Source organism: Oharaeibacter diazotrophicus (genome assembly GCF_004362745.1).
GTDB lineage: Bacteria > Pseudomonadota > Alphaproteobacteria > Rhizobiales > Pleomorphomonadaceae > Oharaeibacter > Oharaeibacter diazotrophicus.
The window spans coordinates 1,112,906-1,138,504 of the sequence record NZ_SNXY01000006.1 but is presented as its reverse complement, the minus strand read 5'-3'; the positions used below and the strand labels follow the sequence as shown (position 1 = coordinate 1,138,504).

Below are 25,599 nucleotides of genomic sequence, written 5' to 3'. Positions count from 1 at the left end.
GTCGATTCAGATCCGGCCGAGCACGCGGTCGATGGCGTCGACGAAGACGTCGACGTGTTCTTCCGCGAACACCAGCGGCGGGCGGATCTTCAGGACGTTGCCGTAGAGGCCGGCGGCGCCGATCAGCACGCCCTCGTCCTTGAGACCGTTGATGACCGCCGTCGCGGTGGCCGGCGAGGGCGTGCGGCTGCCGGGCTCGGAGAACTCCAGGCCGACGAACAGGCCGGCGCCGCGGACGTCGCCGATCACCGGATGGCGGTTGCCGAGTGCCTTCAGGCGGTCGCGCACCAGCGCGCCGATCCGCCGGGCGTTGGCGAGCAGGTTCTCGCCCTCGATCACTTCCATGACCGCGAGGCCGGCGGCGGCGGCGACCGGATTGCCGCCGAAGGTGTTGAAATAGCCCGTCTCCGCCGCGAACACCGCCATCAGATCGGGGCTGGTGACGACGCCGCCCATCGGGAAGCCGTTGCCCATCGGCTTGCCCATGGTGACGATGTCCGGGACGACACCGTGGCGGGCGAAGCCCCAGAGCGCGTCGCCGGTGCGGCCGAAGCCGGGCTGGACCTCGTCGGCGATGAACAGGCCGCCGGCGGCGTGGACCGCCTCGACCACCGGCTTCAGGAAGCCGGGCGGGTCGGCGTAGATGCCGTCGGAGGAGAAGATGCTGTCGGCGAGCATGCCGGCGAAGCGGATGCCGCTCGCCTCGAGGTCGGCCGCGGCGGCGGCGACGTCGGCGGCGAGCCGGGCGCCGACGTCGGCGGTCTCGTTGACGTAGACGTCCGGCGCGGGAACGACGCGGACGTGGCGCGGCACGCGGCGCTGCTTGAACGAGGACGGCGACACGTCGGTCACGGCCGACGTATTGCCGTGGTAGGCGGTCTCGGTGACGACGAAGCCCTCGCCGCCGGTGGCGGCGCGCGCGATCCGCATCGCGAGGTCGTTGCTCTCCGAGCCGGTGCAGGTCAGCGCGACGTTGGCGAGCGGCGCCGGGAAGGTCGCCAGCAGCTTCTCGGCGTAGGTGTGGACGACGTCGTAGAGATAGCGCGTGTTGGTGGCGAGCCGGCCGGCCTGATCGGCGATCGCCGCCACCACGTGCGGGTGGCAATGCCCGACCGAGGCGACGTTGTTGTACATGTCGAGATAGCGCCGGCCGTCGGCGGCGTGCATCCAGACGCCCGAGGCGGACATGATCTCCAGCGGCTGCTTGTAGAACAGCACCGAGGCGGCGCCGAAGGTCGCCTCGCGGCGCCGGATCAGCGCGGCCAGCCGGTCGTCGAAGCCGGCGGCCTCGCCGGCCTCGAAGCGGTTCAGCGCCAGGATCTGCTTGCCTTCCGCCATGGCGGGTCCTTTCAGGGTCGGGCCGAGAGATAGCGTTCGGCGAGCGCGAGCGTGCCGTCGGTGTAGGCGGGGCCCATCGCCTCGGCGGTCGGCGTCTCCGCGTGCGAGGCGATCCAGGCGGTGAGCTGGAGCCGGCGCAGCATCACGAACATCGGGATCGCCGCCTCGTCCTCGGCCGAGAGCGGGGCGACCGACCGGTAGCCGGACGTCCAGGCGTCGATCAGTTCGGGGATGTAGGGCTCGTGCTCTTGGAAGCTGACGGCGGCGGCGAAGTCGTAGACGAACCAGGAGAAGCCGCAGTCGTCGAAATCGATCACGCCGAGCCGGTCGCCCTCGACGAGCAGGTTGGCCGGGCGCATGTCGCAGTGGACGAGGCCGAAGCGGTCGGGCCCGGCGCCGTAGGCGGCGGTCTCCGCCGCGAGGCGGTCGGCGGTGCGCTGCAACAGGGCGCGGCCGTCGTCGCGAAGGCCGAGGCCGGCGCGCCAGTCGCCCCAGTAGGCGCCGTCGCCGACGATGGTGTCGAAGGTCCAGGCCTTGCGCACGAAGCCGTCCGGCGGGGCGAAGCCGCGGGCGTGGCGGTGCAGCCGGGCCGAGATGGCGCCGAGTTCGCGGTACCAGCGCGGCAGGTCGTCGGAGGCGTCCGGCTCCTTGCCGGCCATGAACTCGAAGGCGACGACGTGGCGGCGGGCGCCGCCGTCGTCGAAGTGGCGCAGCAGCGTGCCGTCGAGGCCGGGGATCGGGCGCGGCGTCTCGATCGTGCCGGTCTCGCGCAGCGAGGAGATCCAGGCGAGCTCGGAGGCGATCTCGGCGGCGGTGTGGTAGTCCGGGCGGTGGACCCGCACCACCAGCCGCCGGCCGCCGTCGTCGACGAGGTAGGTGGCGTTCTCGGAGATGGTGAGCAGGCGCACCGCGGCGTCGGCGCCGACGCCCCAGGCGGGCAGGGCGCCGCGGACTCCGGCTTCGAGACGGGCGAGGAACGCATCCTGGTAGAGCATGGCGGCACCGGTTCCAATGGCGGCAGATTAGTCACGTCGAATGTTGGAAGTCCAACACTAATTCACGAGCGGCAAGCCCGGATCCGCGGCGGGAGCGGCCCATCCGCTCGGCAGACCGGCCCAAATCCTGGGCAGACCCGCCGAAACCTCGGATGTCCGCTTCGCCGCGACGGCGAAGTTTCGAGCTCCAACATTTCCATGCCGCAGCTCATGCAAGATGCGGGCAAGATCGTCGAAGCCGTCCGGCAGGTTCAGGGTGGCGCCGCGACGGCGTCGAAGTCGAGCCCGAAGCGGGCGAGATACTTGCGGAGCCGGTCGGCGTCGTTGGCGCTGGCCTTGCGGGTGCGGGAGGCGGCGAACAGCTCCCGCCCCGCCGCGCTGAGGCTGCGGTGGCGTCGGCAGACGGCGACGACGGTGGCGAGCTGCACGCGGTCGAACAGGTCGAGGTCGGCGGCGGTGGGGCCGAGGAGGGCGTCGAGGCCGTCGTCGGACGCTTCCGCGGCGGTGGCGCGCCATAGCCGGCGCAGCCGCGCGATCTCTGCGCGGGCGGTGTCCTCGTCGATCCGACCGTTGGGGGCGAGCGTCGCCATGCGCGTCACCGAGGCCGAAAGGTCGCGGAAGTTGCCGCGCCAGGCGGCGTCGGGCGCGGTGGCGAAGGCGAGGTAGAGCGCCTTCGCCTCGGCGTTGAACGAGGCCTTGCGGCCCTCGCGCTCGGAGAAGCGAGCGAGTTCGTAGTCGAGGTTGGGGGCGATGTCCTCGCGGCGCGCGGCGAGCGGCGGCAGGTCGAAGGACCACAGGTTCAGGCGGGCATAGAGATCCTCGCGGAAGCGGCCGCGGGCGACTTCGACGCCGAGGTCGCGGTTGGTGCCGGCGATCAGCTGGAAGTCCGACACGCTGTCGCGGTCGGCGCCGACCGGCAGGAAGCGCTTCTCCTCGATGGCGCGCAGGCACATCGCCTGCTCGTCGAGGCCGAGTTCGCCGATCTCGTCGAGGAACAGCACGCCCTTGTCGGCGGCCTTCATCAGGCCGGCGCGGTCCGCGAGGGCGCCGGTGAAGGCGCCGCGGACGTGGCCGAACAGGGTCGACATCGCCTGATCGCCGCGCAGGGTGGCGCAGTTGACCTCGACGAACTTGCCGGTGACCTGGTGCTGGGCCTGCTTCAGCTCGTAGATGCGGCGGGCGAGCTGCGACTTGCCGGCACCGGTCGGGCCGGTCAAGAGCACCGGCGCGCGCGAGCGCAGCGCCACCTTCTCGATCTCGTCGATCATCCGGTTGAAGGCGGGGCTGAGGGTGGCGATGCCGGACTTCAGGTGCGATGTCGCCTCGGCCCGCTCGGCGGCGAAGCGGGTGGCGATGGCGTCGTAGCGCGACAGGTCGAGGTCGATCACATTGTGCGAGCCGACGAAGTCGGTCTCGCCCTCGCGCCGCTTCGGTGGCGACAGCTGCAGCAGCCTGCCCGGCACGTAGCCGGCCTCCGTCAGCAGGAACCAGCAGATCTGGGCAACGTGGGTGCCGGTGGTGATGTTGACCAGATAGTCCTCGCGCTCCGGATCGAAGTCGTAGGCCTTCGCGAAGCCGTGCAGCGCCGAGTAGACCTCCGAGAAATCCCAGGGATCGCGGAGCGGCAGCGCGTGGCGGCGCACCATCGTCGCGGGTGACACCGTCTCGATGTCGCCGGTTATGCGGTCGGCGAGCACGTCGTTGCGGGGATCGACCAGCAGGTCCAGCCGGTCGACGAACAGGCCCGGCTGCTGGCACAGAGCCACCGTCGGCCGCCAGCGCTGCCAGCGGTCGTCCGTCCGGCCGGCGTCGAGCGTGGTGCCGAGGAAGCCGAGAACCACCCGTCTGCGCATGATCCGATCCTATAGGTACTTATCTTTCTGTATAGGATCCTAGTGGTCGTTGGAAGGGGACTTCGTCCACGCCGTCGCGGTGAGTGGCTCATTTATTCATTGAATTCATAGCTCTATGCTGATGATCGATCTCCGTTCCGCGCGCCGTGTGGATCTGGCACATCGCTTGAAATCAGGTACCGTGAGACGGCCGACAGCCGGCGCGACGACCTCGCCCGCCTTTCGTGTCGTCCGGCGGGAGCTCGTTTCCCGCCACCCGCAGCCCCTCGCCGGGGCCCGCCACCGACGCGACCGGCCACGACGGCCGGTCGTCGCAAGAAGCAAGAACAGGAGGCCACCATGGCCAAGGTGATGAGCGGACAGGATCTGATCGATGCCGGGTTCCGGCAGGGGCGCTGGTTTGGCGCGGCGCTGGCCGAGGCCAATCGCGTGCTCGAGGCCGGCGGCAGCGAGGCGGACGCGATGGCGGCCGCGGGCGCCTTCGCGCCCGCGCCGACGGTGCCGCTGCGCCCGCGCGGCGAGCTGCCGCTCCACGTCAACATCGAGGCGGACGGCGAGGACGAGCGGGCCAACGTGGCGGCGGTCGTGAACAGCATGACCGAGCTGCTGCGCACGCCGGTGGTGCGGGCCGGGGCGATCATGCCCGACGCCTGCCCCGCCGGACCGCCCGGCACCATCCCGGTCGGCGGCGTGGTGGCGTCCACGGACATCCACCCCGGCATGCACTCGGCCGACATCTGCTGCTCGATGGCGATCAGCGTGATCCCCGGCGCCACGCCGGCCGGTCTGCTCGACGCGGTGCACGCCGTCACCCACTTCGGGCCCGGCGGGCGCCCCCGCGGCGCGCAGATCCGGCCTCCCGCCGATCTGATGGAGCGGTTCGCCGCCCATCCGATGCTGGCGGACGGCGTCAGCCAGGCGATCGAGCACTTCGCGACCCAGGGCGACGGCAACCACTTCGCCTTCGTCGGGACGCTGCGCTCGACCGGCGAGACCGCCCTCGTGACCCATCACGGGTCGCGCGGGCCGGGCGCGCGGCTCTACACGCTCGGCCACAAGCTGGCCGATCGTCACCGCCGCGAGCTGTCGCCGGAGACGCTGCCGGACAACGCCTGGATCCCCGCCGACAGCGCGGAGGGCGAGGCCTATTTCGCGGCGCTGCAACTGATCCGCGGCTGGACCAAGGCGAGCCACTTCGCGCTCCACGACATGGCGGCGGAGCGGCTCGGCGCGGTGGTGGCGGACCGGTTCTGGAACGAGCACAACTTCGTCTTCCGCAAGGCGGACGGGCTGTTCTACCACGGCAAGGGCGCGACTCCGGCCTTCGCGGGCTTCGCCGACGACGCGACCGACCTCACCCTCGTTCCGCTCAACATGGCGGAGCCGGTGCTGATCGTGCGCGGCCGCGACGCGCCCCACGGGCTCGGCTTCTCGCCCCACGGGGCGGGGCGCAACTTCTCGCGCAGCCGGCATCGCCGGATGCAGGCGGGACGGCCGGAGGCGGAGATCCTCGCCGAGGAGACCCGGGGCATCGACGCGCGCTTCTTCTGCGGCGTGCCCGACATCTCCGAGCTGCCGAGCGCCTACAAGAACGCGGCCGCGGTCCGCGCCCAGATCGAGCGCTTCGGCCTCGCCGAGGTCGTCGACGAGGTCGTGCCCCACGGCTGCATCATGGCCGGCGACTGGGAGGCCAACGCCCCGTGGCGCAAGCGCCGCGCGGCGCGCCTCTCGGCCTGAACGACACCGAGGTCCGCGCTCCGGCGCGGGCCTCCCGCCTCCCGGCAGCGTGCGGGCGTCGATCGGGAGAAGGATTTTTCGCCGGGCGCCGATCGCGCGCGGCGCGGCTCCTTGCGGGCGTCCCGGGGAACGGGCTAGAAATTCCCGGTCGCCGCCCGGGAGCGGGCGGCGGCTTCGTTCTCAGGGCGGGGTGGAAGTCCCCACCGGCGGTGATGGTCGCAATGTCCGAAGGGCATGCGGCCGAGCCCGCGAGCGCCCGGCAGTCCGCCGCCGGGGTCAGCAGATCCGGTGCGATCCCGGAGCCGACGGTCACAGTCCGGATGGAAGAGAGCGAGCGATCGGCACAGCCGGACCCGTCCGGCGGGCGCGGATCCGTGCGTCGCGTCGGCAGGGCCGGAGCGACAGGCGGAGGCGCGCATGCCGCAGCGCGCGTTCGCATGCCCTGATTCTGGCCCTCGTTCGAGACGGAACCATGAATCAGATCGTCACTCCCCCCACCACCGCCTTCACCGCGACCGGTCGCCCGGCTTCGCGCCGCGTCGCCATCGTGCAGGCCCTCTGGCACCGCGACGTGGTCGACCGCGCCGTCGAATCCTTCGTCGAGCGGCTGGTCGAGACCGGCACGCCGCGCGAGGACGTCGACGTCTTCGCCGTGCCCGGCGTGTTCGAGATCCCGCTGCGCGTCCAGGAACTGGCGCGGACCGGCCGCTACGGCGCCGTCGCCGCCACCGGCCTGATCGTCGACGGCGGCATCTACCGCCACGAGTTCGTCTCGACCGCGGTGATCGACGGCCTGATGCGCGTGCAGCTCGACACCGGCGTACCGGTGCTGACCGCGGTGCTGACCCCGATCCGCTACCACGAGCACGACGAGCACCGCGGCTTCTTCCGCGAGCATTTCGTGGTCAAGGGCCGCGAACTCGCCGACGCGGCGCGGGCGGTGCTGGCCTCGACCGAGCCGGTCGCGGCCTGACGCGTGCCGCGTCCGCCGGGGATGGGTTCAGAACTCGTCCCCGGCGGAATCCGGCGTCTGCTCCAGGATGTGGGCGGCGTATTCCAGGGCGCGCCGGCAGCCGCCGCGGTCGATTGCGCCACCGAGGCAGACCCGCACCGCCTCCGGTGGCGTCCGTCCCGCCGCGAAGGCGTCGGCGGCGACGACGCCGATGCCGGTGCGGCGCATGCGGGCGACGAAGCCGGCCCGCGTCCACGGCTTCGGCAGCTTCAGCCAGACGTGGAAGGCGAGCGGGTCGGTCAGGTAGGCGTTGGCGGGCAGGAGCTGCGTCGCCATCGCCTGCCGGGCGTGGGTCTCCTCGCGCACGAAGCGCAGGATCTGGTCGGCGGTGCCGTCCTCGATCCAGCGCGTCGCCAGCGCCGCGGTCAGCGGCGAGGCCATCACCGCCGCGGCGCGCACCGCCGCCGCGAAGGGCCAGCTCGACTTGACGTCCGGCGTCACCACGTAGGCGATCCGAAGGCCGGCGCCGATGCACTTGGCGAGGCCGGCGACGTGCCAGGTCAGGTCCGGCGCGATCGCGGCGAAGGGCGGGGGCCCGTGCTGCGGGATGAAGCCGTAGGCGTCGTCCTCGACGATCGGCAGGCCGTGGCGCCGGGCGATCCGGGCGATCGCCTCCCGGCGCTTCTCCGGGATGGTGACGGTGGTCGGGTTGAGCAGCGTCGGGTTGAGGTAGAGCGCCTTCGGCCGGTGCCGCTCGCAGGCCTCGCGGAGGGCGTCCGGGTCGATGCCGTAGTCGTCCATCGGCAGGCCGATGACGCCGACGCCGACCTGGGCCGCGATCGCCTTGATGCCGGGATAGGTCAGGTCCTCGCAGAGGATGGCGTCGCCGCCTTCGCAGAGGGTGCAGAGGATCGCGGTCAGCGCCGCGTGGGCGCCGGGCACGACGAACAGCCGGTCCTGCGAGGGCACCAGTGCGCGGCGGCCGAGCCAGTTGGAGGCGGCGTCCTTGTCGGCGGGATTGCCGCCGAATCCCTGGTAGCGCAGCAAGGCCGGCAGGTCGCGGCCGATCTCCTCGAGGCCGGTGCGCATCCGCTCGACGAGTGCCGGATCGTGCGGCTCCGGCGGCAGGTTCATGGCGAAGTCGACGGGATTGCCGCGGCGCGACAGCGCCGCCACCGCCCGCGGCGGGGCCGAGCGCACGAAGCTGCCCTGGCCGACCCGCGACTCGATCAGGCCGCGCTTCTGCGCCTCGACGTAGCCGCGCGCCACCGTAGTGAAGTCGATGCCGAGCCGAGCCGCGAGCTTCCTCTGCGGCGGCAGCCGGTCGCCGGGGGCGAGGCGGCCGCGGCGGATGTCGGCGTCGATGCCGTCGGCGATCGCGAGATAGCGCGGGCGGTCGCCGCCGCCGAGGTCGGGAAGCCAGTCGCGCAAGGGTTCGTCCGGTCAAGAGCGTGGTCTGAGGTCAAATTGACTGTATCAGGTCGGCGTTCGCCGTCCAGACCGGAGTGCCGAAGAAAAGGGCGCCACCGCGCCCGCTTTCGCGCCAGTTCCGCGGGCCGGCGCTCCGTGGCGTCATGCTTCGGGGCGGGATATTGAATGCATATTTGTATGGATCATTGAAGTGTATTGATTGGATTGTTCGTGCATACGCGTTGGCACGTAGCTTGCGACGTCCTTCGTGTCGGGACCGCCGTGGCGGCCGGTCCCAGAGCGAGGAGAGCACCATGCCTGCCGTGACGACCCCGGCCCACAAGAAGGGCGACTTCTTCGTCGACTACGAGGAGAAGGTGTTCGAGGACGTGAAGGCGGCGCCCGGCGAGAAGGCGCTGGTCACCTTCCACACCGTGGCCTTCGAGGGCTCGATCGGCCTCGTCAACATCCTGCAGGCGCTCAGACTTCTCCGGAAGGGCTTCGAGACCTCGATCCTGCTCTACGGCCCCGGCGTCACCCTCGGCGTCCAGCGCGGCTTCCCGACCCTCGGCGACGAGGCCTTCCCGGGGCACCAGAACTTCAACAACCAGCTCATGAAGTTCATGGCCGAGGGCGGCAAGGTCTACGCCTGCCGCTTCGCGCTCCAGGCGCTCTACGGCCACGGCGAGCCGTCGCTGATCGAGGGCATCCGCCCGATCAATCCGCTCGACGTGCTGGATCTCGTGCTGCTGCATCGCCGCGACAACGCCTTCCAGCTGCACACCTGGACGGTCTGATCCGCCGTCCGCCCTCCGGCACGGACCTCGCAAGGACGGTGCCAGAGGGCGGAGCGCGGAGGATCCCCGAGGGAGGTTCCGATGTCCGAGAAGCGTGTCGTCCGCGTCGCGGCCGTCCAGATCGCGCCAGACCTCGCGAGCGGGGCCGGCACGGTCGAGCGGGTGCTGAACGCGATCGCCGAGGCCGCCGGCAAGGGGGCCGGGCTCGTGGTCTTCCCGGAGACCTTCGTGCCCTGGTACCCCTATTTTTCCTTCGTGCTCCCGCCGGTGCTCACCGGCGGGGAACACCTCCGGCTCTACGAGCACGCCGTCGTCGTGCCCGGGCCGGTGACGGAGGCGGTCGGCGCCGCGGCGCGGCGGCACGGCGTCGTCGTCGTGCTCGGGATCAACGAGCGCGACCACGGCTCGCTCTACAACACCCAGCTGGTGTTCGACGCCGACGGTTCGATCGTGCTGAAGCGGCGCAAGATCACGCCGACCTTCCACGAGCGCATGATCTGGGGGCAGGGCGACGGCGCCGGGCTCCACGCCGTCGACACCGCCGTCGGCCGGATCGGCGCGCTGGCCTGCTGGGAGCACTACAACCCGCTCGCCCGCTACGCCCTGATGGCCGACCACGAGGAGATCCACGTCGCCCAGTTCCCGGGCTCGCTGGTCGGGCCGATCTTCGCCGACCAGATCGAGGTGACGATCCGCCACCACGCGCTGGAATCCGGCTGTTTCGTCGTCAACGCCACCGGCTGGCTGACGCCCGAGCAGATCGCCTCGGTGACGCCCGAACCGAAGCTGCAGCGCGCACTGACCGGCGGCTGCATGACGGCGATCGTCTCGCCTGAGGGCGCGCACGTGGTGCCGCCGCTGACGCAGGGCGAGGGCATCCTCGTTGCCGACCTCGACATGGCGCTGATCCTGAAGCGCAAGCGGATGATGGACTCGGTCGGCCACTACGCCCGGCCGGAACTCCTCTCGCTCACCCTCGACGGCCGGCCGGCGGCACCGATGCACGCCGCCGCCGCACCCGCCTTCACGCCCATCCCCCTCGCCGGAGCCCGCACCGATGAAGCCGATGCTGCCGCAAGCGATGCCGACGGAACGGCTCGTCAACGAGTTGCAGTCCTACGGGGTCCGGCTCGTTGATCCGAAGGCCGGGGCGGAGAGCCGGCGCGGCGGCGCCGGGCCGTCCGACCACAAGGCGATGACCATCGACGGCACCACGGTGATGGTGCCGGTCCACACCGCGCCGGCCTTCGAGAGTCCCTATCTCGTCGACCGGCCCGACGCCTTCGGGCGCAGCCGCGTCCGGCGCGACGACGTCGTCATCGGCGAAGTGACCTTCCCGCTGCAGCCGCGCTTCTATGGCCTGACCACGGCCGACGGGGTGCCCTACTCGAAGATCGCGGTTCTGCACGGTGCCGACGTGCTGGCGACCACGGTGCTGCAGAGCTGCATTCGCTACCAGAGCCGCACCAAGACCTGCCGGTTCTGCGCGATCGGCCAGTCTCTCGCGGCGGGGCGGACGATCGAGCGCAAGACGCCGGCCCAGCTCGCCGAGGTCGCCAAGGCGGCGGTCGAACTCGACGGCGTCCGCCACATGGTGATGACCACCGGCACGCCGCCGACGCGCGACCGCGGCGCCGCCATCCTCGCCGAGAGCGCCGCGGCGGTGAAGGCGGCGGTCGACCTGCCGATCCAGGCACAGTGCGAGCCGCCCGACGACGACGCGTGGTTCTCCCGCCTGAAGGCGGCCGGCGTCGACGCCCTCGGCATGCACCTCGAGGCGGTGACGCCGGCGGTGCGCGCGGACATCATGCCGGGCAAGGCGGAAGTCTCGGTCGAGCGCTACATGGAAGCGTTCGCCGCCGCGGTGCCGGTGTTCGGCCGCGGCCAAGTCTCTACCTACATTCTCGCCGGCCTCGGCGACACACGCGAGGCGATCCTCGCGATGGCCGAGCGGCTGATCGCCCTCGGCGTCTATCCCTTCGTGGTGCCCTTCGTGCCGATCTCGGGCACACCGCTCGAGAGCCACCCGACGCCGGCGCCGGGCTTCATGAACGAGATCCTGAAGCCGCTCGCGGCGATGCTGCGCGCCGGCGGCCTGAAGTCGACCGACATCAAGGCCGGCTGCGGCAAGTGCGGCGCCTGCTCGGCCTTGTCCACCTACGAGCGCGCGGAGGCGGCATCGTGATCTTCGAGCCGATCGCGGCCTTCGTGCCGGCGGAATACCGCATCAAATACGCCACCCGTCCCTGGGAATTCGCCGCCGCGGCGGCGCTGCGCCGGGCGGTGTTCTGCGACGAGCAGGGTCTGTTCGTCGGTGACGACCGCGACGGCGTCGACGACGTCGCGACGCCGATCGTCGCGGTGTCGACGCTGGCGGTGACGCCCCACGAGGTGGTCGGCACCGTGCGCATCCACGAGCCCGAGCCCGGCGTCTGGTGGGGCTCGCGGCTCGCCGTCGCCGCGCCCTACCGCAAGGTCGGCGTGCTCGGCTCGTCGCTGATCCGCCTCGCGGTGTCCTCGGCCCACGGGCGCGGTGCGCGGTGCTTCTTCGCCCACGTGCAGAGCCAGAACGCGCCGCTGTTCCGCCGGCTGCGCTGGACCACGATCGAGGAGACCGCGATCCACGGCCGCCCCCACCACTTCATGGAGGCCGATCTTTCCTACTACCCGCCGATCGCCGATCCCGAGACCGGCTTCCTGTCGCTGCTCCGAAGGGGCGGGCCTTGATCGACGCCGCCATGCTCCCGGCGCTCGCCGCGCGCCTTCGCGCCGGCCGCGGGCTCGCCGCCAAGCGCGACATCGCCCGCGTCGCCGCCCGGCTCGGCCTCTCCGGCACTGGGGCGATTCCGGTCGGCGACGACTGCGCCGCCATCCCCGACGGCGACGGCTTCCTGCTGCTCGCCATCGAGGGCTTCATGAACGAGTTCGTCGCCGGCGACCCCTGGTTCGCCGGCTGGTGCGGCGTGATGGTCAACCTCTCCGACGTCGCGGCCATGGGCGGCCGGCCTATCGCGGTGGTCGACGCCGTCTGGGCCGACGGCGAGGCCGGGGCCGAGCCGGTGCTCGCCGGTCTCGCCGCCGCCGCGGAGCGCTACGGCGTGCCGGTGGTCGGCGGCCATTCCAACCTTTCCACCGACCGCGGCCAGCTCTCGGTCGCCGTGCTCGGGCGGGCGAAGCGGCTCTTGACCTCCTTCGCCGCCGAGCCGGGCGACCGCATCGTCGCCGCGATCGACCACCGCGGCCGCTACCGCGAACCCTTCTCCAACTTCGAGGCGGCCACCGACGCCCCGGCCGAGCGGCTGCGCGGCGACCTCGCGCTGTTGCCCGAGATCGCCGAGGCGGGTCTCTCCAGCGCCGCCAAGGACGTCAGCCAGGGCGGCATCCCGGGCACGCTGGCGATGTTCGCCGAGGCCTCCGCCGTCGGCGCCGTGCTCGACGTCGACCGTGTCCCGGTTCCCGACGGCGTCGCGCCCGAGCGCTGGCTCGCGACCTTCCCGAGCTACGGCCATCTCCTCGCCGTGAAGCCCGGCGACGTCGACACCGTCGTCGCCCGCTTTTCCGCCCGCGGCATCGTCGCCGCCGACGTCGGGGCCTTCGAGCCCGGCGGCCGCGTCGACGTCCGCGCCGGCGGCCGGCGCGAGACGATCTGGGACTTCGCCCGCGAGCCGCTGATCGGCTGCTCGCCCCGCCCGGGAGCCGCCGCATGAGTCTACGCGTCGCGATCCTCGCCCACTCGACCAACCCGCGCGGCGGGGTGGTCCACGCGCTCGCCGTCGCCGAGGCGCTGACCGCCCTCGGCCACGAGGCGGTGGTGCACGCCCCCGATGCCTCCGGTCGCGGCTTCTTCCGGCCGACCCGCTGCGCCACCCGGTCGGTGCCGGCCGGGCCGGTCGGGCACGACGTCACGGCCATGGTCGAGACCCGCGTCGCCGACTACGTCCGCTGGTTCGAGCGGCCGGAGAACCGCCGCTTCGACGTCTTCCACGCCGGCGACGGCATCTCGGGCAACGCGCTCGCGACGCTGAAGGAACGCGGTCTGATCCCCGGTTTCGTCCGTACCGTCCACCACGTCGACGCCTTCCGCGATCCCCGCCTCCTCGCGCTCCAGGCCCGCGCCATCCGCGCCGCCGACCGCCACCTCGTCGTCAGCCGCCGCTGGCGGACGCGGCTCGCCGAGGACTTCGGCGTCTCCGCCGACGTGGTCGGCAACGGCGTCGACCGCGGGCGCTACCGCGTCTCGCCCGATCCGCTCGACCGGGTCGCGCGCGAGCGCTACGGCCTCTCCGGTCCCGGGCCGCTGCTGCTCGCGGTCGGCGGCGTCGAGGCACGCAAGAACACCGTCCGGATCCTCGAGGCATTCCGCCTCGTCCGCGCCGGCATGCCGACGGCTCGGCTGGTGATCGCCGGCGGCGCCTCGCTGCTCGACCACGACGCCTATCGCCGCGTCTTCGACGACGTCCTCGCCGGCTCGGGCTTGCCGGAGGGCGCCGTCGTCCGGCTCGGTCCGGTGCCCGACGAGCTGATGCCCTCGCTCTACCGCGTCGCCGACGCACTGGTGTTCCCGAGCGTCGAGGAGGGCTTCGGCCTCGTGGTGCTCGAGGCGATGGCGACCGGCTTGCCGGTGGTGGCGCCCGCGATCGAGCCCTTCACCGAGTATCTCGGCGGGCAGGACGCGGCATGGTGCGACCCGCTCGATCCCGCCTCGATCGCAGCGGCGGTGCGCCTCGCGCTCGATCCGTTCCGCGGCCCGGGCCTTTCCGCCCGCGGCCACCGTGTCGCCGAGGTCCACGACTGGGCCCGCGTCGCGAGCGCCCATCTGCCGGCCTACGCCGCCGTCCGGGAGCCCTGTCATGCCTGAGATGCGCTTCACCGTCCGGTGGCCCGACGGCCAGGACGAGAGCTGCTATTCGCCCTCGCTGGTGATCCGCGAACACATGGAGGTCGGCGCGGCCTATCCGCTCGCCGACTTCCTCGACCGCAGCCGCACCGCGCTTGGCATCGCCAGCGAGCGGGTGCGGGCGAAATACGGCTTCCCGTGCTCGCGCGCGCTCGGACAGCTCGCCCGCATCGAGAGCGCCGCCGCCGCCTATGCCGGCGATCCCGCCGCCACCGTCTCCATCGTCGCCTTCGAGGACTGAGCCATGACCCGCACCGTGCCCCGCCACGTCCCCGTCGCCGTGATCGGCGGCGGTCAGGCCGGCCTGTCGATGAGCTGGCACCTGAAGCAGGCCGGCATCGACCATGTCGTGTTCGAGAAGCACCGCGCCGGCCACGCCTGGCGCGACCAGCGCTGGGACAGCTTCTGTCTGGTGACGCCGAATTGGCAGTGCCTGCTGCCCGGCCATCCTTATGCCGGCGACGACCCCCACGGCTTCATGCTCAAGGACGAGATCGTCGCCTATGTCGAGGATTACGTTCGCTCATTCTCCCCGCCGCTGCGCGAGGGTCTCGGCGTCGACCGGCTCTCGAGACTCGGTGGCCGCTTCCTCTTGGAGACGGCGGAGGGCGCCATCACGGCGGATGCGGTGGTGCTGGCGGTCGGCGGCTACCACACGCCCTTCGTGCCCAGGATCGCCGAGCGCCTGCCCGAGGGCGTCGTCCAGATCCACTCGGCCGCCTACCGCAACCCGGACCAGCTGCCCGAAGGCGCGGTGATGGTGGTCGGCTCCGGCCAGTCGGGCTGCCAGATCGCCGAGGACCTGCACCTCGCCGGCCGCAAGGTCCATCTCGTGGTCGGCAGCGCGCCGCGCTGCCCGCGCGTCTACCGCGGCCGCGACGCGGTCGACTGGCTCGCCGACCTCGGCCAGTACGACCTGCCGGTGAGCGAGCATCCGCTGAAGGAGAAGGTGCGCCGCAAGGCCAACCACTATCTCACCGGCCGCGACGGCGGCCGCGACATCGACCTCCGCCGCTTCGCCGCCGAGGGCATGCGTCTCCACGGCCGTCTCGACGACGTCGCGGGCGGGCGGATACGCTTCCGCGACGACCTCGCGCAGAATCTCGACGCCGCCGACGCGGTCTACAACGGCATCTGCGCGCTGATCGACCGCCACGTCGAGGACAACGCCATCGCCGCGCCGCCGCCGAGCCGCTACGAGCCCGTTTGGCGGCCGGACGGCTTCCAGGAGAGCCTCGACCCGGTGGCGGAGGGCATCGCGGCGATCGTCTGGTGCACCGGTTTCCGGCCGAACTGGTCGTGGGTCGACCTGCCGATCTTCGACGGCAACGGCTATCCGACCCACGAGCGCGGCGTCACCGCCATGCCCGGCGTCTTCACCCTCGGCCTGCCGTGGCTGTGGACCTGGGGGTCCGGGCGCTTCGTCGGCGTCGGCCGCGACGCCGAATATCTGCGCGCGCGCATCGCCGAGCACCTCTCGGCCGCCGAACTCCGCGCCACGGGCTGACCAGCGACGATGGATTCCCTGTCCGCTCCCTCGCTCGCGCCGGCGTGGCGATCGGCGATCCCGGACGCCCGGATCGTCCTCGGCATGCCGCATCTCTCCGGCACGGGCCTTTCCGAGCCGTGGCTGCTCAAGGAATGCGGCCACCGGCACTGGCAGATGCTCGCCGCCGCCGCCGGCCGTGCGGTGCCGGATTTCCGCGCGCCGGACGGCACGCCGATCTACGCCGCCTTCACCGGGATCACGGTGGCGGCGGACGGGTTCGCCGCCTGTGGCGAGCACGAAGTGCTGACGGTGCGCTCGCGCCTTTCCCGGATCTCGCGCGGACGCGTCTTCGGCGAGCACGTGCTGACGGTGGACGGCCGCGCCGTCGGGCGGGTCGGGATGACCTCGGCCTTCGTCCGCCGCACCCGGCCGGGCGTCAACGCCTCGGTGGTGCGCGCCGAGGTGCCCGGCCTGCCGCCGCCCGGTCCAGACGCGGCGGCGGAAGCTCATGCCGCCGCGATCGCCGCCCTGGCGCCGCCGACCGCGGACGGGGAGGGCGGCCCGGTCGTCGAACTCGCGCCGTGCCCGTCGCTCGACTTCAACGGCGCCGGATTCCTCTACTTCGTCTCCTACGTCGCCTTCGCCGACCGCGCCGAATGGGCGCTCGCCGCCGCCGCGGCACGCCGTCCGCTGCTCCACCGCACCGTCCGCTTCCTCGGCAATGTCGACGTCGGCGAACATGTGGTCGTCCGGCACCGCGCTGGCAACGGCGGAGCGGCCCGGCTCGATCTCTCCGCGGCCTCCGACGGCCGGCCGCTCGCGATGCTGCACGTCCTGCGCGGCGCGTCGGCCGCCTCGTGAGCGCGCCGCCGACACAGACCATCGTAGGGCGGGGAGCGATGCGGCTTCCACGAGCGGCACCCCTCGTATAATGTCCGAGACGAAACGACGGACCGTCGTTCCCGGCCCGAGAGCCGGGGGCGGCGGACGAGTGTGTCAGGTCGGGTGGTCGCGTCGCTCGGCGTCGTCACGACGATTGCATCGTCGCCGTGCCGGTCGCCGGATTCCGGAGTTCGAGTCTCGGCTCCGGAGCCGACCGCCGCCATGGGAGAGCAACGTGCGTAACCCCTATCTCGGCTTGCCGAAGCGCGCGTTCTGGCGGCGCTCCGTGGCGGGCCTGCCGGCGGAAGAGGTCGATCCGGTCTCCGACGTCCCGTTCACCATCGGCCGCACCGACACGATCGCGACGGCGGGCAGCTGCTTCGCCCAGCACATCGCCAAGACGCTGGTGAAGGCCGGATTCCACTATCTGGTCACCGAGCGGACGCCGGCGACGGCCCATGCCACCGACGAGAACATCGGCGTCTTCCCTGCGCGTTTCGGCAACGTCTACTCGGTTCGCCAGCTGCGCCAGCTCTTCCAGCGCGCCTACGGCCTGTTCGAGCCGGTCGACGACGCCTGGCAGCGCGCCGACGGCCGCTGGATCGACCCGTTCCGCCCGCGGATCCAGGACGCCGGCTTCCCGAGCCCCGAGGCGGTCGCCGAGGACCGGGTCGTCCATCTCGCCGCGGTCCGCGCGATGTTCGAGACCTGCGACGTCTTCGTGTTCACGCTCGGGCTGACGGAGACCTGGATCGCGCGGGAGGACGATGCGGTGTTCCCGCTCTCCCCCGGCGTCGAGGCGCCCGGCCGCCCGGACGGCGACTACGCCTTCCACAACTTCTCCGTTCTCGAGATGGTCGCGGACCTCACGGCCTTCCTGGCCGACCTGCGCACGGTCAACCCCGGCGTGCGGGTGATCCTGACGGTCTCGCCGGTGCCGCTGATCGCCACCTACGAGACGCGCCACGTCCTGCAGTCGACCGTCTACAGCAAGTCGGCGCTGCGGGTCGTCGCCGAGGAGATCGTGCGCTCGCACCAGGGCGTCGCCTACTTCCCCTCTTTCGAGATCATCACGGGTCCGCACACCCGGTCGCGCTTCTTCGCCGAGGACCTGCGCGAGGTGACCGACGAGGGTGTGCAGCACGTCATGGCCCTGTTCCGCCGCCACTACCTGTCCGACGACACGGCGGCCGCCCCCCGTCCGGTCCGAACCGAGGACGTGATGTCGGAGGGCACGCGCGCGGCGGTAGCGGAGCGGCTGCGGTCCGTCCAGGCCGTCGTCTGCGACGAAGAAGCACTCGATCGGGGCTGAGTTTCCAAGATGAAGATCATGATCGTCGGGCTCTGCCACGTCGTCGGCATGGGCGAGACGCTGCGTCGCCTGCTGCCCGGCGCGGAGGTGACCGCGCTCCACGTCCGCAACGCCACCGACGGGCTGGCGGGCATCGCGGCGGCGGCCGCCGCGGCGGACCTGACCATCACCCAAGCGGTGCCCTCGCACGGCGTCGCCGCGCTCGAGCCGGAGCGCCTGCGCGAGGCGGGTGCGCGCCGGCTCTTCTTCGTGCCGCCCTTCGTGTTCGAGGGCTACCAGCCCGATGCCGCCGTGCTGGCGACGGCGGCGGCCATGGTCGATTCGCCCGTCACCGCCTTCAACTCGCAGATCCTCGCGGCCGCCTTCTGCCTCGGCCTGCCGGTCGGGCGGGCGACGGGCCTGTTCAACTACTTCGTCTACCGCAAGCTCGGCTACGACCGCGCCTTCGCGGAGGGACGGCGTTTCCTGATCGACGAGTTCGAGGCCGCCGGCTTCCTCGGCATCGCGTCCGCCTTCGACGACTGGACGCGCGAGGGCAGCTTCATGCACACGCCGAACCACCCGAAGATCCGGGTGCTGGCGTCGATCGCGACCGACATCGCGATCCGCGCGGGGCTGGTCCCGGCGGGAACGACGCCGCCGGCGGACGTTCCGGACGTGCTCGACGACCAGAACGGCTGGCCGGTCTATCCCGAAATCGCCGCTCGGATCGGCTGCGCCGGCGGCATGACGTTCCGCCGCTACCGCCGCGACCTCACCGAGGCCGAACGCCATCTCGACCTCGCGACCTTCGCCGAGCGCTCCTACGCGCTGTTCGCGGCCTTCGGCGCCGAGAAGTTGCGGACGATCCCGCGCGTCGCCGAGACGATGGCGGTGCTCGACGGTCTGCTGGTGCGCCGCCCGGCGGCGGCGTGACCGCCGCTCAGCGCGCCCAGATGTCGGCCTGGAGCAGGTAGTCGCGGGTGGAGCGGTCGAGCGGGTAGACCAGCACGCCGTCGCGGCCGAACCAGCGGTCGTAGATCTCGACGTAGCGGCCGCGGTAGTCGCCGAGGCCGCGGGTCAGGCCGACGATGGTGGCGTCGACGAAGTCGCGCCAGGCGCTGTCGTCCTGCGGCAGCACGCAGGCCATCGCCTCGTTGCCGAGCGGCTCGGTGCGCGGCAGCAGCACGACGCTGCGGTCGGGCTCGAGCTTGCGGGCGAGGCCGAGCAGGATGATGCCGATGTTGGCGACGCCCTGGACCTCGCCGGCGCGCAGCGCCGCGAAGGCCGCGTCCATCGACGGGTAGGCGCGGGTGGCGACGCCGGGCAGGGCGCGCTCCAGGATCGCCGCGGTGGTGGTGCCCTCGGCGACGGCGACGGTCATGTCCTTGACGTCGGGCGTGGTCTTCAGCGTGTCGCGGAAGGCGAGCACGCGGGTGCCGTCGCGGAAGAACGGGATCGAGAAGTCGACCTTGGCCTCGCGGTCCCAGGTCGGGGTGGTGATCTCGCAGACGACGTCGAGCTCGCCGCCGGCGACGCGCTGGATGCGGTCGGCCGGCGTCACCGCCGCGATCTCGGTGCGGACGGGCCGGCCGAGCTTGGCCTCGACGGCCTTGCGGATCTCTTCGATCAGGTCGACCGAGAAGCCCTGGAAGCCGCCGTCGTCGCGGCGGAAGGCGAAGGGCACCGCGTCGGCCCGGGTGCCGGCCCGGATCACGCCGGTCTCGGCGACGCGCTCCAGCGTTCCGGCCGCCGCCGCACCGCCCGTCACCGCCGCGAGCAGCGCACCGAGGATCCACGAGCCCGCCGTCGTCACGCCGCACCTCCGAACAAGCGCCACACCTTTCAGAATGCGACGATTTCGTTCACGATTTGCGTCGAGAGTGCAAGTCTCCTCCACCCCGACACGACGGGATATCGCGTGAACCGACGTCCGACCGCGCCCTGGTCGCTCCTGGCGCTCCTCCTCGCCGTGCTCGCGGTGGCCGCCTCGTCGGCGCGCGCCGAGGACGGGGCCGACACCCTCGCCGCCGTCCGGGCGAAGGGCGAACTGGTCGCCGGCGTAAAGGCCGACTACGAGCCCTTCGGCTATCGCGACGCCGCGGGCGCGATCGTCGGCTTCGACGTCGACGTCGCCACCGGCCTCGCCGCCGCGGCCGGGGTGCCGGTGCGGCTCGTCCCGGTCACCAGCGCCAACCGGATGCAGAAGCTCGCGGCCGGCGAGGTCGACGTCCTCGTCGCCACCCTCGGCGACACCGTCGACCGCCGCCGGCTGGTCCGGATGATCGAGCCCGGCTACTACGGCGGCGGGGCCAGCGTGCTCGTCCCCGGCGACAGTGCGATCCGCAGCTGGACCGACGTGCGCGGCCGGTCGCTCTGCGCGGTGCAGGGCGCGCTGTGGAACCGCCTCGCCGCCGCCCGCCTGCTCGCCGACATCCGCGCCTTCGGCACCGTGCGCGACGCCGAACTGGCGCTGCGCGAGGGCGGCTGCGCGGGCTGGCTCTACGACGAGGCGGCGCTGAAGCACCAGCTCGCCAGCGGAGAATGGCCGGGCTACCGGCTGCTGCCGGCCGAGTTCGTCTCGCCCTGGGCGGTGGCGGTGGCGGGCGAGGGCACGCTGGCGCGGCTGTTCGACGACACCGTCGCGGGCTGGCTGCGCGACGGCCGGCTCGCCGAACTCGAGGCGCGCTGGAAGCTGCCGCCGTCGGACTATCTGCGCGAGGCCGGCGCGCTCTGGACGCGCCGCGACGCCGACGGCGAATGGCACTGCCGACGTCAGCCGGACGGGCTCTGGCCCGCGACCTGCCGCAAGCTCGACCTGATCGAGGCGCAGGACCTCCGCGGTCTCGGCGGCCTGATCCTGACGCTGCGCGACAGCGTCGGAGTCGACTTCACGCCGTTCTACGATCCGTTCAGCCGCGAGATGTTCCTGCGCGCGCTGGCGACGACGCTGGCGCTGGCCGCCGCGGTGGTCGCCGGCAGCCTCGTCGCGGGCGTCGCCGGCGCCGCGCTGCTGCGCTCGCGGATCCGCGCCGTCGCCGCGGTGTCGTCGGTGCTCCTGACGCTGCCGCGGATGACGCCGCCTTTGTTGCAGCTCTACCTCGTGTTCTTCGGCATCGGCGGACTGCTCGCCGCGCGCGGCCTGCCGCTGCCGGCCTGGCTGGTCTCGGTGGTGGTGCTGTCGCTCTACGCCGGCGCGGCCAACGCGGTGGCGCTCGCGGAGGCCGCGGCCACCCTCGGCGGCACCGGACGCCTCCGGCAGGTCGCGGCGCTGGCGTTCCCGACGGTGATGGGCAGCTGCGTCAACATCGTCAAGGCGACGGCGATGGTGAGCGCGGTGGCCGTGCCCGAACTCGTCCACGCCTCCACCGCCATCATCGCCGACTACGGCAACGGCGGCGTCATGATGAACGTGCTGCTCGCCTGCTACGTCGCGATCGTGCTCGCGGTCGTCTACGGATTCTCCCTGTTGGAACGCGGGATGGCCCACCGGTGACCGCCTTCGAGACCCTCTCGGCCCTGTGGGCCTGGACCCCCTTCCTCGCCGTCGGCTTCCTGTGGAACGTCGCGATCTCCGCGGTGACCATGGCGATCGGCACGCCCGTCGGCTTCCTGCTGGCGCGGATGCGGCTCGCCGGCTCGCGAACCGGCGCGTTCCTCACCGCGGCGGCGCGGCTGCCGCCGACCTTCGTGCTGATCTACTACTTCGCCTACGTGCTGCCGACCGAGGCGACGATCGGCGGCGTCTCGATCGGCCTGCCGGGCTGGCTGAAGGCGTCGTTGGCGCTGGCGGTCGCGGTCTCGGGCTTCGTGTCCGACAACGCGCTGTCGGCGCTGCGCCACCGCCGCCGCGGCGAACACCTCCAGGCGCTCTACTTCATCCCGGCCTGGACGACCTACTTCCTCATCATCGTGATGGCGTCGTCGACCGCCTCGGTGATCGGCGTGCCCGAGATCGTCCAGCGCGCCAACACGGTGATCGCGGCGATCGGCGACCCCGGCGCGACGCTGTGGGTCTACGCCTACACGATGCTCTGGTTCCTGGCGTTCTGCTGGCCGCTGTCGCGATTGCTCGCCCTGCTGCGCCGCCGGATGGAACGGCGCGCGGGCGCCGTGGCGGCGGCGGTCGAGCCGGCGGCGGTGCTGGCGATGACGCCCGACGCGCCGGCGACCGGCGAGGAGTAGCCCCGCGATGGCCGAGACGCCCCGCACCCGGGACTTCGAGGTCCCCGCCACGCTCGACGCGATCCCGGGTCTCCAGGGCGAGCTCGAGGACTTCCTCGCCGACGCCCTCGCGCCCGCCGTGGCGTTCCGCCTCGCGATGGCGGTCGAGGAGATCGTCGCCAACGTGGTCGACCACGCGGCGCCCGCGGACGGCCTCGTCCGGGTGGCGGCGTGCGTCTCGGCCGAGCTCGTCGCGCTCGAGATCTCCGACGCCGGGCCGGCCTTCGACCCCTTTGCCGACGCCCCTGCGCCCTCGCTCGACGCCGATCTCGACGATCGTGCGATCGGCGGTCTCGGTGTGCACCTGGTCAGGACGCTGGTCGACGAGGTCGGTTACGCCCGTGTCGGCGAGCGCAACGTCGTGCGGCTGGCGATGCGCCGCGGCGACGCCGAGGGAGATGCGGCGTGACCCTGACCCGTCGTCTCGTCCTGATGGTCGCGGCCTGCATCGCGTTGGCGGTGCTGGCGATCAGCCTCGTCTCGGCCTGGCTCGGCCGCACCGCACTCGTCGCGCAGGCGGAGGTGCAGGCGCAGTCGGTGGCGCGCATCGTCGCCGAGAGCGCGCGCCTCACGGAGATCTCGCTCGAAGAGATGGACGCGGTCCTCGTCGACGACCTGCAGACCCTCGCCTTCGCGGTCGGCAGCCTCGGCGACGCCGGCGCGCCCGGCCTCGGCGGCCGCTTCGCCGAGATCGTCGCCCGCGGCAACCTCGCCTCACTGTGGCTGGTCGACCGCGACCGCCGGATCCTGGTCTCCTCGGTCGGCGACTACGGCGCGCTCGTCGAGGGCGAGAAACTGCCGCCGGGCCTGCCGGCGCGCGCGCTCGCCGATCTCGTCGACGGCACCCGCTTCGCCGCCGCGCTCGGCGGGCCGATCGACGGCGTGCGCTACGTCGGCGTCCGCGTCGAGGGGGGCAGGGCGCTGATCGCCGGCCAGCGCGTGACCGTGCTCGATCCGGTGCGCGCCGCCAACAGCCTGCCGGTGCTGCTCGCCGCCCTGATCGACCGCGACGACATCCGTGCGATCCGCGTGTTCGACGACGCCGGCGCCACCCTCGCGGCGATCGGCGACGAGGCGGGCGGCGAGGGCGTTCCGGCGGCCGACGCAGCCGAACTCGCGGCGTCCACGGTCGCCGGCACCGCGGCGGCGTCGCGCTTCGGCCCGGGCGGGCTCCTGGTCGCCGCGCCGATCCACGATACGGCCGGCATCACCATCGGCGCCGCGGTGCTGTCGATGGCGACGGCGCGGCTCGAGCGGATGCTGGTCGACTATCTCGTCTACGGCGCGCTCGCCGCGGCGGCGGTGTTCGCGGTCGGCGTGACGGCCGCCGCGCTGTTCGCCCGCCGGATCGCCCGTCCTGTGGCGGCGATGACGCGGGCGGCCGAGGAGGTCGACGGCCGCACGTTCCGACCCGAGAGCCTCGACGGCCTCTCGGGCCGCGCCGACGAACTCGGAAGGCTCGCCCGGGTATTCCGCCACATGGCGATCGAAGTCCAGGCGCGCGAGGAGCATCTCGAGGCGCTGGTGCGCGCCCGCACCGCCGAACTCGAGCAGAAGAACGCGCTGCTCGAGGAATCGAAGCGCCGGGTCGAGGCCGAACTCGACGCCGCCCGCTCGCTCCAGGCGGCGATCCTGCCGCAGGCTCTGCCGGCGCACCCCTCCTACGCCGGCAAGGCGACGATGGTGCCGGCCCGCGAGCTCGGCGGCGACTTCTACGACTTCTTCGCGGTCGACGAGCGCCACCTCGGCATCGTCATCGCCGACGTCTCGGGCAAGGGCGTGCCGGCGGCCTTCTTCATGGCGATCTCGCGGACGGTGCTGCAGGCGAGCGCGCGCGAGAGCCGGTCGGCCGGGGCGTGCCTCGCGGCGGCCAACACCGCGCTCTGCGCCCAGAACCCCATGGACCTGTTCGTCACCACCTTCTACGGCATCCTCGACACCGAGACCGGCACGCTCACCTACGCCAACGGTGGCCATAATCCGCCGCTGATGATCCGCCGCGCCGACGGCACCATCGTCGATCTGCCGCGCACCGGCGGCATGGCCCTCGGCGTGATGCCGGACCTGCCCTATGCCGAGCGCAGCGTCGCCCTCTCGGCGGGCGACACGCTGGTGCTCTACACCGACGGCATTTCGGAGGCGATGGACCGGGACGGCCGCGAGTTCAGCGAAGAACGGCTCAAGGTGGCGCTCGGCGACGCCCACGCCCGGGCGGTCGACCTCGTGCTCGCCGGCGTCACCGACGCCGTGACCGATTTCGTCGCCGGCGCCGAACAGTCCGACGACATCACCTGCCTCGTGGTCCGCTACAACGGACCGGCGGGCACGTTCGCGCCGGATCGCGACGCGGCCTGAGGATCAGACGCGCGCCAGCGCCTCGGCGCGGTCGGCGGCGACGTCGAGGATGGAGAGGAAGCCGGAGACCTCGAAGACCTCGCGGATGTGCGGCTGCAGGCCGGCCAGCACGAAGCGGCGGCCGGTCGGCTTCAGGCGCTTGGCGACGACCAGGACGACGCGCAGGCCCGCGCTCGAGATGTAGCTCAGGCCGGCGAGGTCGAGCACGACGGCGCCGGTGCCGAGCCGCTTCAGGAGTTCGGCCTCGGTGGCCGGCGCATTGGTGGTGTCGAGCCGGCCTTCGAGGGTGGCGACCAGCGTCGTGCCCTCGGTTTCGAATCTCACGCTCATGTCGTCCGGCCCCGTTCCCTCGCCGCGCCTGTCGGCCAGCGTTCATGCCGCAAAACGGAGCCGATGGGAAGGGCGGGCCGCGCTCCCGCCGCCGTTGCGACACCCGGAAACATCAAGACAATAGAGAGGGATGGTGGGCTATGCTATCGGCGTTCCACCCTTGCTTCCGTGGCGCCGACCCGTTTCGCGGGAGCGTCGGCACGGGGCCGCGGGCGACTGGGGACGGACGGCGGGGGGGCTGGGCGAGTGGACACGGCGATGCGGACCGACGAGATGGGCCGGAGCTACGACGTCTATTTCTCGTCGGGCCTCTACCGCTCGCGCTACCTGCGCCCCAACCGACGGACATTGGCGCTGCTCACCCGGTTGCTGCCCGTCGGAGGCAGGCTGCTCGACTACGGCGCCGGCGAGGGACGCTACTGCCTTCCGCTCGCCGCCGGGCGCGGCGCGGAGGTGCTCGCCGCCGACATTAGCGCGGTCGCGCGCCGCCATCTCGAGGCGACGGCGGCCGCGGTCGGGCTCGCCGGGCGGATCCGCGTCTGCGATCCCGCCGACGCGGTCTATGCCGCCGAGGTCGGGGCCGGACGGTTCGACGTCGCGCTGCTCGGCTTCGGCGTGCTCGGCCACGTCGCCGGCCGCGCGCGGCGGATCGCCCTGCTCGCCGAGATGCGCGGCATGCTCGCACCGGGCGGCCGGCTGGTGCTCGGCCTGCCCAACGCCGCCCGGCGCTTCGCCCGCGAGCAGCGCGACTGCCGCGCGCTGGTCGCGTCGGGCGTGCTGGAGCCGGGCGACATCCGCTATGAGCGCAGTGTCGACGGCACCGTGATCCCCTTGTTCTACCACCTGTTCTCGGCGGACGAGATCCGTGCCGACCTCGCCGAGGCCGGCTTCGCCGTCGAGGCGCTGACGATCGAGAGCGTGCTGCCGGAGAAGGCGGTGACGCGTTCGGCGCTGATCGGCGTCCTCGACGGCGCCGCGTCGGCGCTGCTGCCGCCGGCATTCGGCTACGGCTTCCTGGTCACCGCGGCCCCCGCGGCCTGATCCGCGGG

The 25,599-nt window shown here is 72.4% G+C and carries 24 protein-coding genes and 1 riboswitch; of the genes, 18 read left to right on the top strand and 6 right to left on the bottom strand.

Annotation, left to right across the window (positions count from 1 at the left end):
* Positions 1-6 precede the first annotated feature (6 nt).
* The 3 genes from EDD54_RS05360 to rtcR all read right to left on the bottom strand — a co-directional run bounded on the left by EDD54_RS05360 (position 7) and on the right by rtcR (position 4,186).
* Positions 7-1,338 carry an aspartate aminotransferase family protein gene (locus tag EDD54_RS05360; protein ID WP_126535882.1) on the bottom strand — a complete coding sequence of 444 codons (1,332 nt, stop codon included), beginning with the start codon at positions 1,336-1,338 and terminating at the stop codon, positions 7-9.
* A gap of 11 nt (positions 1,339-1,349) precedes the next feature.
* Positions 1,350-2,333, bottom strand: a complete 984-nt coding sequence (locus EDD54_RS05355) for a phosphotransferase enzyme family protein (RefSeq protein WP_126535884.1) — start codon at positions 2,331-2,333, stop codon at positions 1,350-1,352.
* 251 nt (positions 2,334-2,584) lie between these two features.
* Positions 2,585-4,186, bottom strand: a complete 1,602-nt coding sequence (gene rtcR, locus EDD54_RS05350; protein ID WP_126535886.1) for an RNA repair transcriptional activator RtcR — start codon at positions 4,184-4,186, stop codon at positions 2,585-2,587.
* A gap of 339 nt (positions 4,187-4,525) precedes the next feature.
* Between rtcR and EDD54_RS05345 the strand changes: the two genes are divergently transcribed.
* Positions 4,526-5,923 carry an RtcB family protein gene (locus EDD54_RS05345; RefSeq protein ID WP_245515646.1) on the top strand — a complete coding sequence of 466 codons (1,398 nt, stop codon included), beginning with the start codon at positions 4,526-4,528 and terminating at the stop codon, positions 5,921-5,923.
* Positions 5,924-6,095: 172 nt separating this feature from the next.
* Positions 6,096-6,259: riboswitch (FMN riboswitch) on the top strand.
* Between the two features lie 136 nt (positions 6,260-6,395).
* On the top strand, positions 6,396-6,896 hold the full coding sequence (locus EDD54_RS05340) for a 6,7-dimethyl-8-ribityllumazine synthase (protein ID WP_126535888.1): 501 nt from the start codon (positions 6,396-6,398) through the stop codon (positions 6,894-6,896).
* Between the two features lie 27 nt (positions 6,897-6,923).
* On the opposite strand, the gene EDD54_RS05335 is transcribed toward EDD54_RS05340, so the two are convergent.
* The gene (locus tag EDD54_RS05335) at positions 6,924-8,306 is read right to left on the bottom strand and encodes an aminotransferase-like domain-containing protein (protein WP_126535890.1); all 1,383 of its coding nucleotides are present in this window, start codon (positions 8,304-8,306) and stop codon (positions 6,924-6,926) included.
* A 293-nt stretch (positions 8,307-8,599) separates the two neighbouring features.
* On the opposite strand from EDD54_RS05335, the gene EDD54_RS05330 reads away from it, so the two are divergent.
* From EDD54_RS05330 to EDD54_RS05280, 11 genes are all read left to right on the top strand, one after another.
* Positions 8,600-9,082, top strand: a complete 483-nt coding sequence (locus EDD54_RS05330) for an MSMEG_0572/Sll0783 family nitrogen starvation response protein (protein WP_126535892.1) — start codon at positions 8,600-8,602, stop codon at positions 9,080-9,082.
* Between the two features lie 81 nt (positions 9,083-9,163).
* Entirely contained in the window at positions 9,164-10,219 is a 1,056-nt protein-coding gene (locus EDD54_RS05325; RefSeq protein WP_126535894.1) for a Nit6803 family nitrilase, read from the top strand.
* Positions 10,164-11,267 carry an MSMEG_0568 family radical SAM protein gene (locus EDD54_RS05320; RefSeq protein WP_126541685.1) on the top strand — a complete coding sequence of 368 codons (1,104 nt, stop codon included), beginning with the start codon at positions 10,164-10,166 and terminating at the stop codon, positions 11,265-11,267. The genes EDD54_RS05325 and EDD54_RS05320 overlap by 56 nt, the downstream gene beginning before the upstream one ends.
* Positions 11,264-11,809 (top strand): MSMEG_0567/Sll0786 family nitrogen starvation N-acetyltransferase, encoded by a 546-nt coding sequence (locus tag EDD54_RS05315; RefSeq protein ID WP_126535896.1) that lies wholly within the window; start codon positions 11,264-11,266, stop codon positions 11,807-11,809. The genes EDD54_RS05320 and EDD54_RS05315 overlap by 4 nt, the downstream gene beginning before the upstream one ends.
* Entirely contained in the window at positions 11,809-12,789 is a 981-nt protein-coding gene (locus EDD54_RS05310) for a sll0787 family AIR synthase-like protein (protein ID WP_208112165.1), read from the top strand. The genes EDD54_RS05315 and EDD54_RS05310 overlap by 1 nt, the downstream gene beginning before the upstream one ends.
* Entirely contained in the window at positions 12,786-13,940 is a 1,155-nt protein-coding gene (locus tag EDD54_RS05305; protein ID WP_126535898.1) for an MSMEG_0565 family glycosyltransferase, read from the top strand. The genes EDD54_RS05310 and EDD54_RS05305 overlap by 4 nt, the downstream gene beginning before the upstream one ends.
* Positions 13,933-14,220, top strand: coding sequence for an MSMEG_0570 family nitrogen starvation response protein (locus tag EDD54_RS05300; protein ID WP_126535900.1), 288 nt, complete (start codon positions 13,933-13,935; stop codon positions 14,218-14,220). Before EDD54_RS05305 ends, EDD54_RS05300 begins: the two co-directional genes overlap by 8 nt.
* A 3-nt stretch (positions 14,221-14,223) precedes the next feature.
* The gene (locus EDD54_RS05295; protein ID WP_126535902.1) at positions 14,224-15,486 is read left to right on the top strand and encodes an MSMEG_0569 family flavin-dependent oxidoreductase; all 1,263 of its coding nucleotides are present in this window, start codon (positions 14,224-14,226) and stop codon (positions 15,484-15,486) included.
* Between the two features lie 9 nt (positions 15,487-15,495).
* Positions 15,496-16,329 carry a Pnap_2097 family protein gene (locus tag EDD54_RS05290; RefSeq protein WP_126535904.1) on the top strand — a complete coding sequence of 278 codons (834 nt, stop codon included), beginning with the start codon at positions 15,496-15,498 and terminating at the stop codon, positions 16,327-16,329.
* Between the two features lie 256 nt (positions 16,330-16,585).
* Entirely contained in the window at positions 16,586-17,662 is a 1,077-nt protein-coding gene (locus EDD54_RS05285) for a GSCFA domain-containing protein (RefSeq protein ID WP_165644381.1), read from the top strand.
* A 9-nt stretch (positions 17,663-17,671) separates the two neighbouring features.
* Positions 17,672-18,577 carry a WcbI family polysaccharide biosynthesis putative acetyltransferase gene (locus EDD54_RS05280; protein WP_126535908.1) on the top strand — a complete coding sequence of 302 codons (906 nt, stop codon included), beginning with the start codon at positions 17,672-17,674 and terminating at the stop codon, positions 18,575-18,577.
* 7 nt (positions 18,578-18,584) lie between these two features.
* Here EDD54_RS05280 and EDD54_RS22855 read toward each other — a convergent pair whose 3' ends face one another.
* Positions 18,585-19,457 (bottom strand): amino acid ABC transporter substrate-binding protein, encoded by an 873-nt coding sequence (locus EDD54_RS22855; RefSeq protein WP_165644382.1) that lies wholly within the window; start codon positions 19,455-19,457, stop codon positions 18,585-18,587.
* Between the two features lie 105 nt (positions 19,458-19,562).
* On the opposite strand from EDD54_RS22855, the gene EDD54_RS05270 reads away from it, so the two are divergent.
* The 4 genes from EDD54_RS05270 to EDD54_RS05255 are packed head-to-tail and all read left to right on the top strand — an operon-like array spanning position 19,563 to position 24,220.
* Positions 19,563-21,137, top strand: coding sequence for a transporter substrate-binding domain-containing protein (locus EDD54_RS05270; RefSeq protein WP_166653432.1), 1,575 nt, complete (start codon positions 19,563-19,565; stop codon positions 21,135-21,137).
* Positions 21,134-21,826 carry a polar amino acid ABC transporter permease gene (locus tag EDD54_RS05265; protein WP_126535914.1) on the top strand — a complete coding sequence of 231 codons (693 nt, stop codon included), beginning with the start codon at positions 21,134-21,136 and terminating at the stop codon, positions 21,824-21,826. Before EDD54_RS05270 ends, EDD54_RS05265 begins: the two co-directional genes overlap by 4 nt.
* 7 nt (positions 21,827-21,833) lie before the next feature.
* Positions 21,834-22,274, top strand: a complete 441-nt coding sequence (locus EDD54_RS05260; RefSeq protein ID WP_126535916.1) for an ATP-binding protein — start codon at positions 21,834-21,836, stop codon at positions 22,272-22,274.
* The gene (locus EDD54_RS05255) at positions 22,271-24,220 is read left to right on the top strand and encodes a PP2C family protein-serine/threonine phosphatase (RefSeq protein ID WP_126535918.1); all 1,950 of its coding nucleotides are present in this window, start codon (positions 22,271-22,273) and stop codon (positions 24,218-24,220) included. Before EDD54_RS05260 ends, EDD54_RS05255 begins: the two co-directional genes overlap by 4 nt.
* 3 nt (positions 24,221-24,223) lie before the next feature.
* On the opposite strand, the gene EDD54_RS05250 is transcribed toward EDD54_RS05255, so the two are convergent.
* On the bottom strand, positions 24,224-24,550 hold the full coding sequence (locus tag EDD54_RS05250; protein WP_126535920.1) for an STAS domain-containing protein: 327 nt from the start codon (positions 24,548-24,550) through the stop codon (positions 24,224-24,226).
* 258 nt (positions 24,551-24,808) lie between these two features.
* Between EDD54_RS05250 and EDD54_RS05245 the strand changes: the two genes are divergently transcribed.
* Positions 24,809-25,591 (top strand): class I SAM-dependent methyltransferase, encoded by a 783-nt coding sequence (locus tag EDD54_RS05245; RefSeq protein WP_166653431.1) that lies wholly within the window; start codon positions 24,809-24,811, stop codon positions 25,589-25,591.
* Positions 25,592-25,599: the final 8 nt, after the last annotated feature.

Bases quoted from the DNA above. Each gene is read 5' to 3' on its own strand.
- EDD54_RS05355 (WP_126535884.1), bottom strand. From the start codon at position 2,333: ATGCTCTACCAGGATGCGTTCCTCGCCCGTCTCGAAGCCGGAGTCCGC.
- EDD54_RS05325 (WP_126535894.1), top strand. From the start codon at position 9,164: ATGTCCGAGAAGCGTGTCGTCCGCGTCGCGGCCGTCCAGATCGCGCCA.
- EDD54_RS05360 (WP_126535882.1), bottom strand. From the start codon at position 1,338: ATGGCGGAAGGCAAGCAGATCCTGGCGCTGAACCGCTTCGAGGCCGGC.
- EDD54_RS05245 (WP_166653431.1), top strand. From the start codon at position 24,809: ATGCGGACCGACGAGATGGGCCGGAGCTACGACGTCTATTTCTCGTCG.
- EDD54_RS05300 (WP_126535900.1), top strand. From the start codon at position 13,933: ATGCCTGAGATGCGCTTCACCGTCCGGTGGCCCGACGGCCAGGACGAG.
- EDD54_RS05290 (WP_126535904.1), top strand. From the start codon at position 15,496: ATGGATTCCCTGTCCGCTCCCTCGCTCGCGCCGGCGTGGCGATCGGCG.
- EDD54_RS05345 (WP_245515646.1), top strand. From the start codon at position 4,526: ATGGCCAAGGTGATGAGCGGACAGGATCTGATCGATGCCGGGTTCCGG.
- EDD54_RS05305 (WP_126535898.1), top strand. From the start codon at position 12,786: ATGAGTCTACGCGTCGCGATCCTCGCCCACTCGACCAACCCGCGCGGC.
- EDD54_RS05340 (WP_126535888.1), top strand. From the start codon at position 6,396: ATGAATCAGATCGTCACTCCCCCCACCACCGCCTTCACCGCGACCGGT.
- EDD54_RS05320 (WP_126541685.1), top strand. From the start codon at position 10,164: ATGCCGACGGAACGGCTCGTCAACGAGTTGCAGTCCTACGGGGTCCGG.
- EDD54_RS05330 (WP_126535892.1), top strand. From the start codon at position 8,600: ATGCCTGCCGTGACGACCCCGGCCCACAAGAAGGGCGACTTCTTCGTC.
- EDD54_RS05260 (WP_126535916.1), top strand. From the start codon at position 21,834: ATGGCCGAGACGCCCCGCACCCGGGACTTCGAGGTCCCCGCCACGCTC.
- EDD54_RS05250 (WP_126535920.1), bottom strand. From the start codon at position 24,550: ATGAGCGTGAGATTCGAAACCGAGGGCACGACGCTGGTCGCCACCCTC.
- rtcR (WP_126535886.1), bottom strand. From the start codon at position 4,186: ATGCGCAGACGGGTGGTTCTCGGCTTCCTCGGCACCACGCTCGACGCC.
- EDD54_RS05295 (WP_126535902.1), top strand. From the start codon at position 14,224: ATGACCCGCACCGTGCCCCGCCACGTCCCCGTCGCCGTGATCGGCGGC.
- EDD54_RS05280 (WP_126535908.1), top strand. From the start codon at position 17,672: ATGAAGATCATGATCGTCGGGCTCTGCCACGTCGTCGGCATGGGCGAG.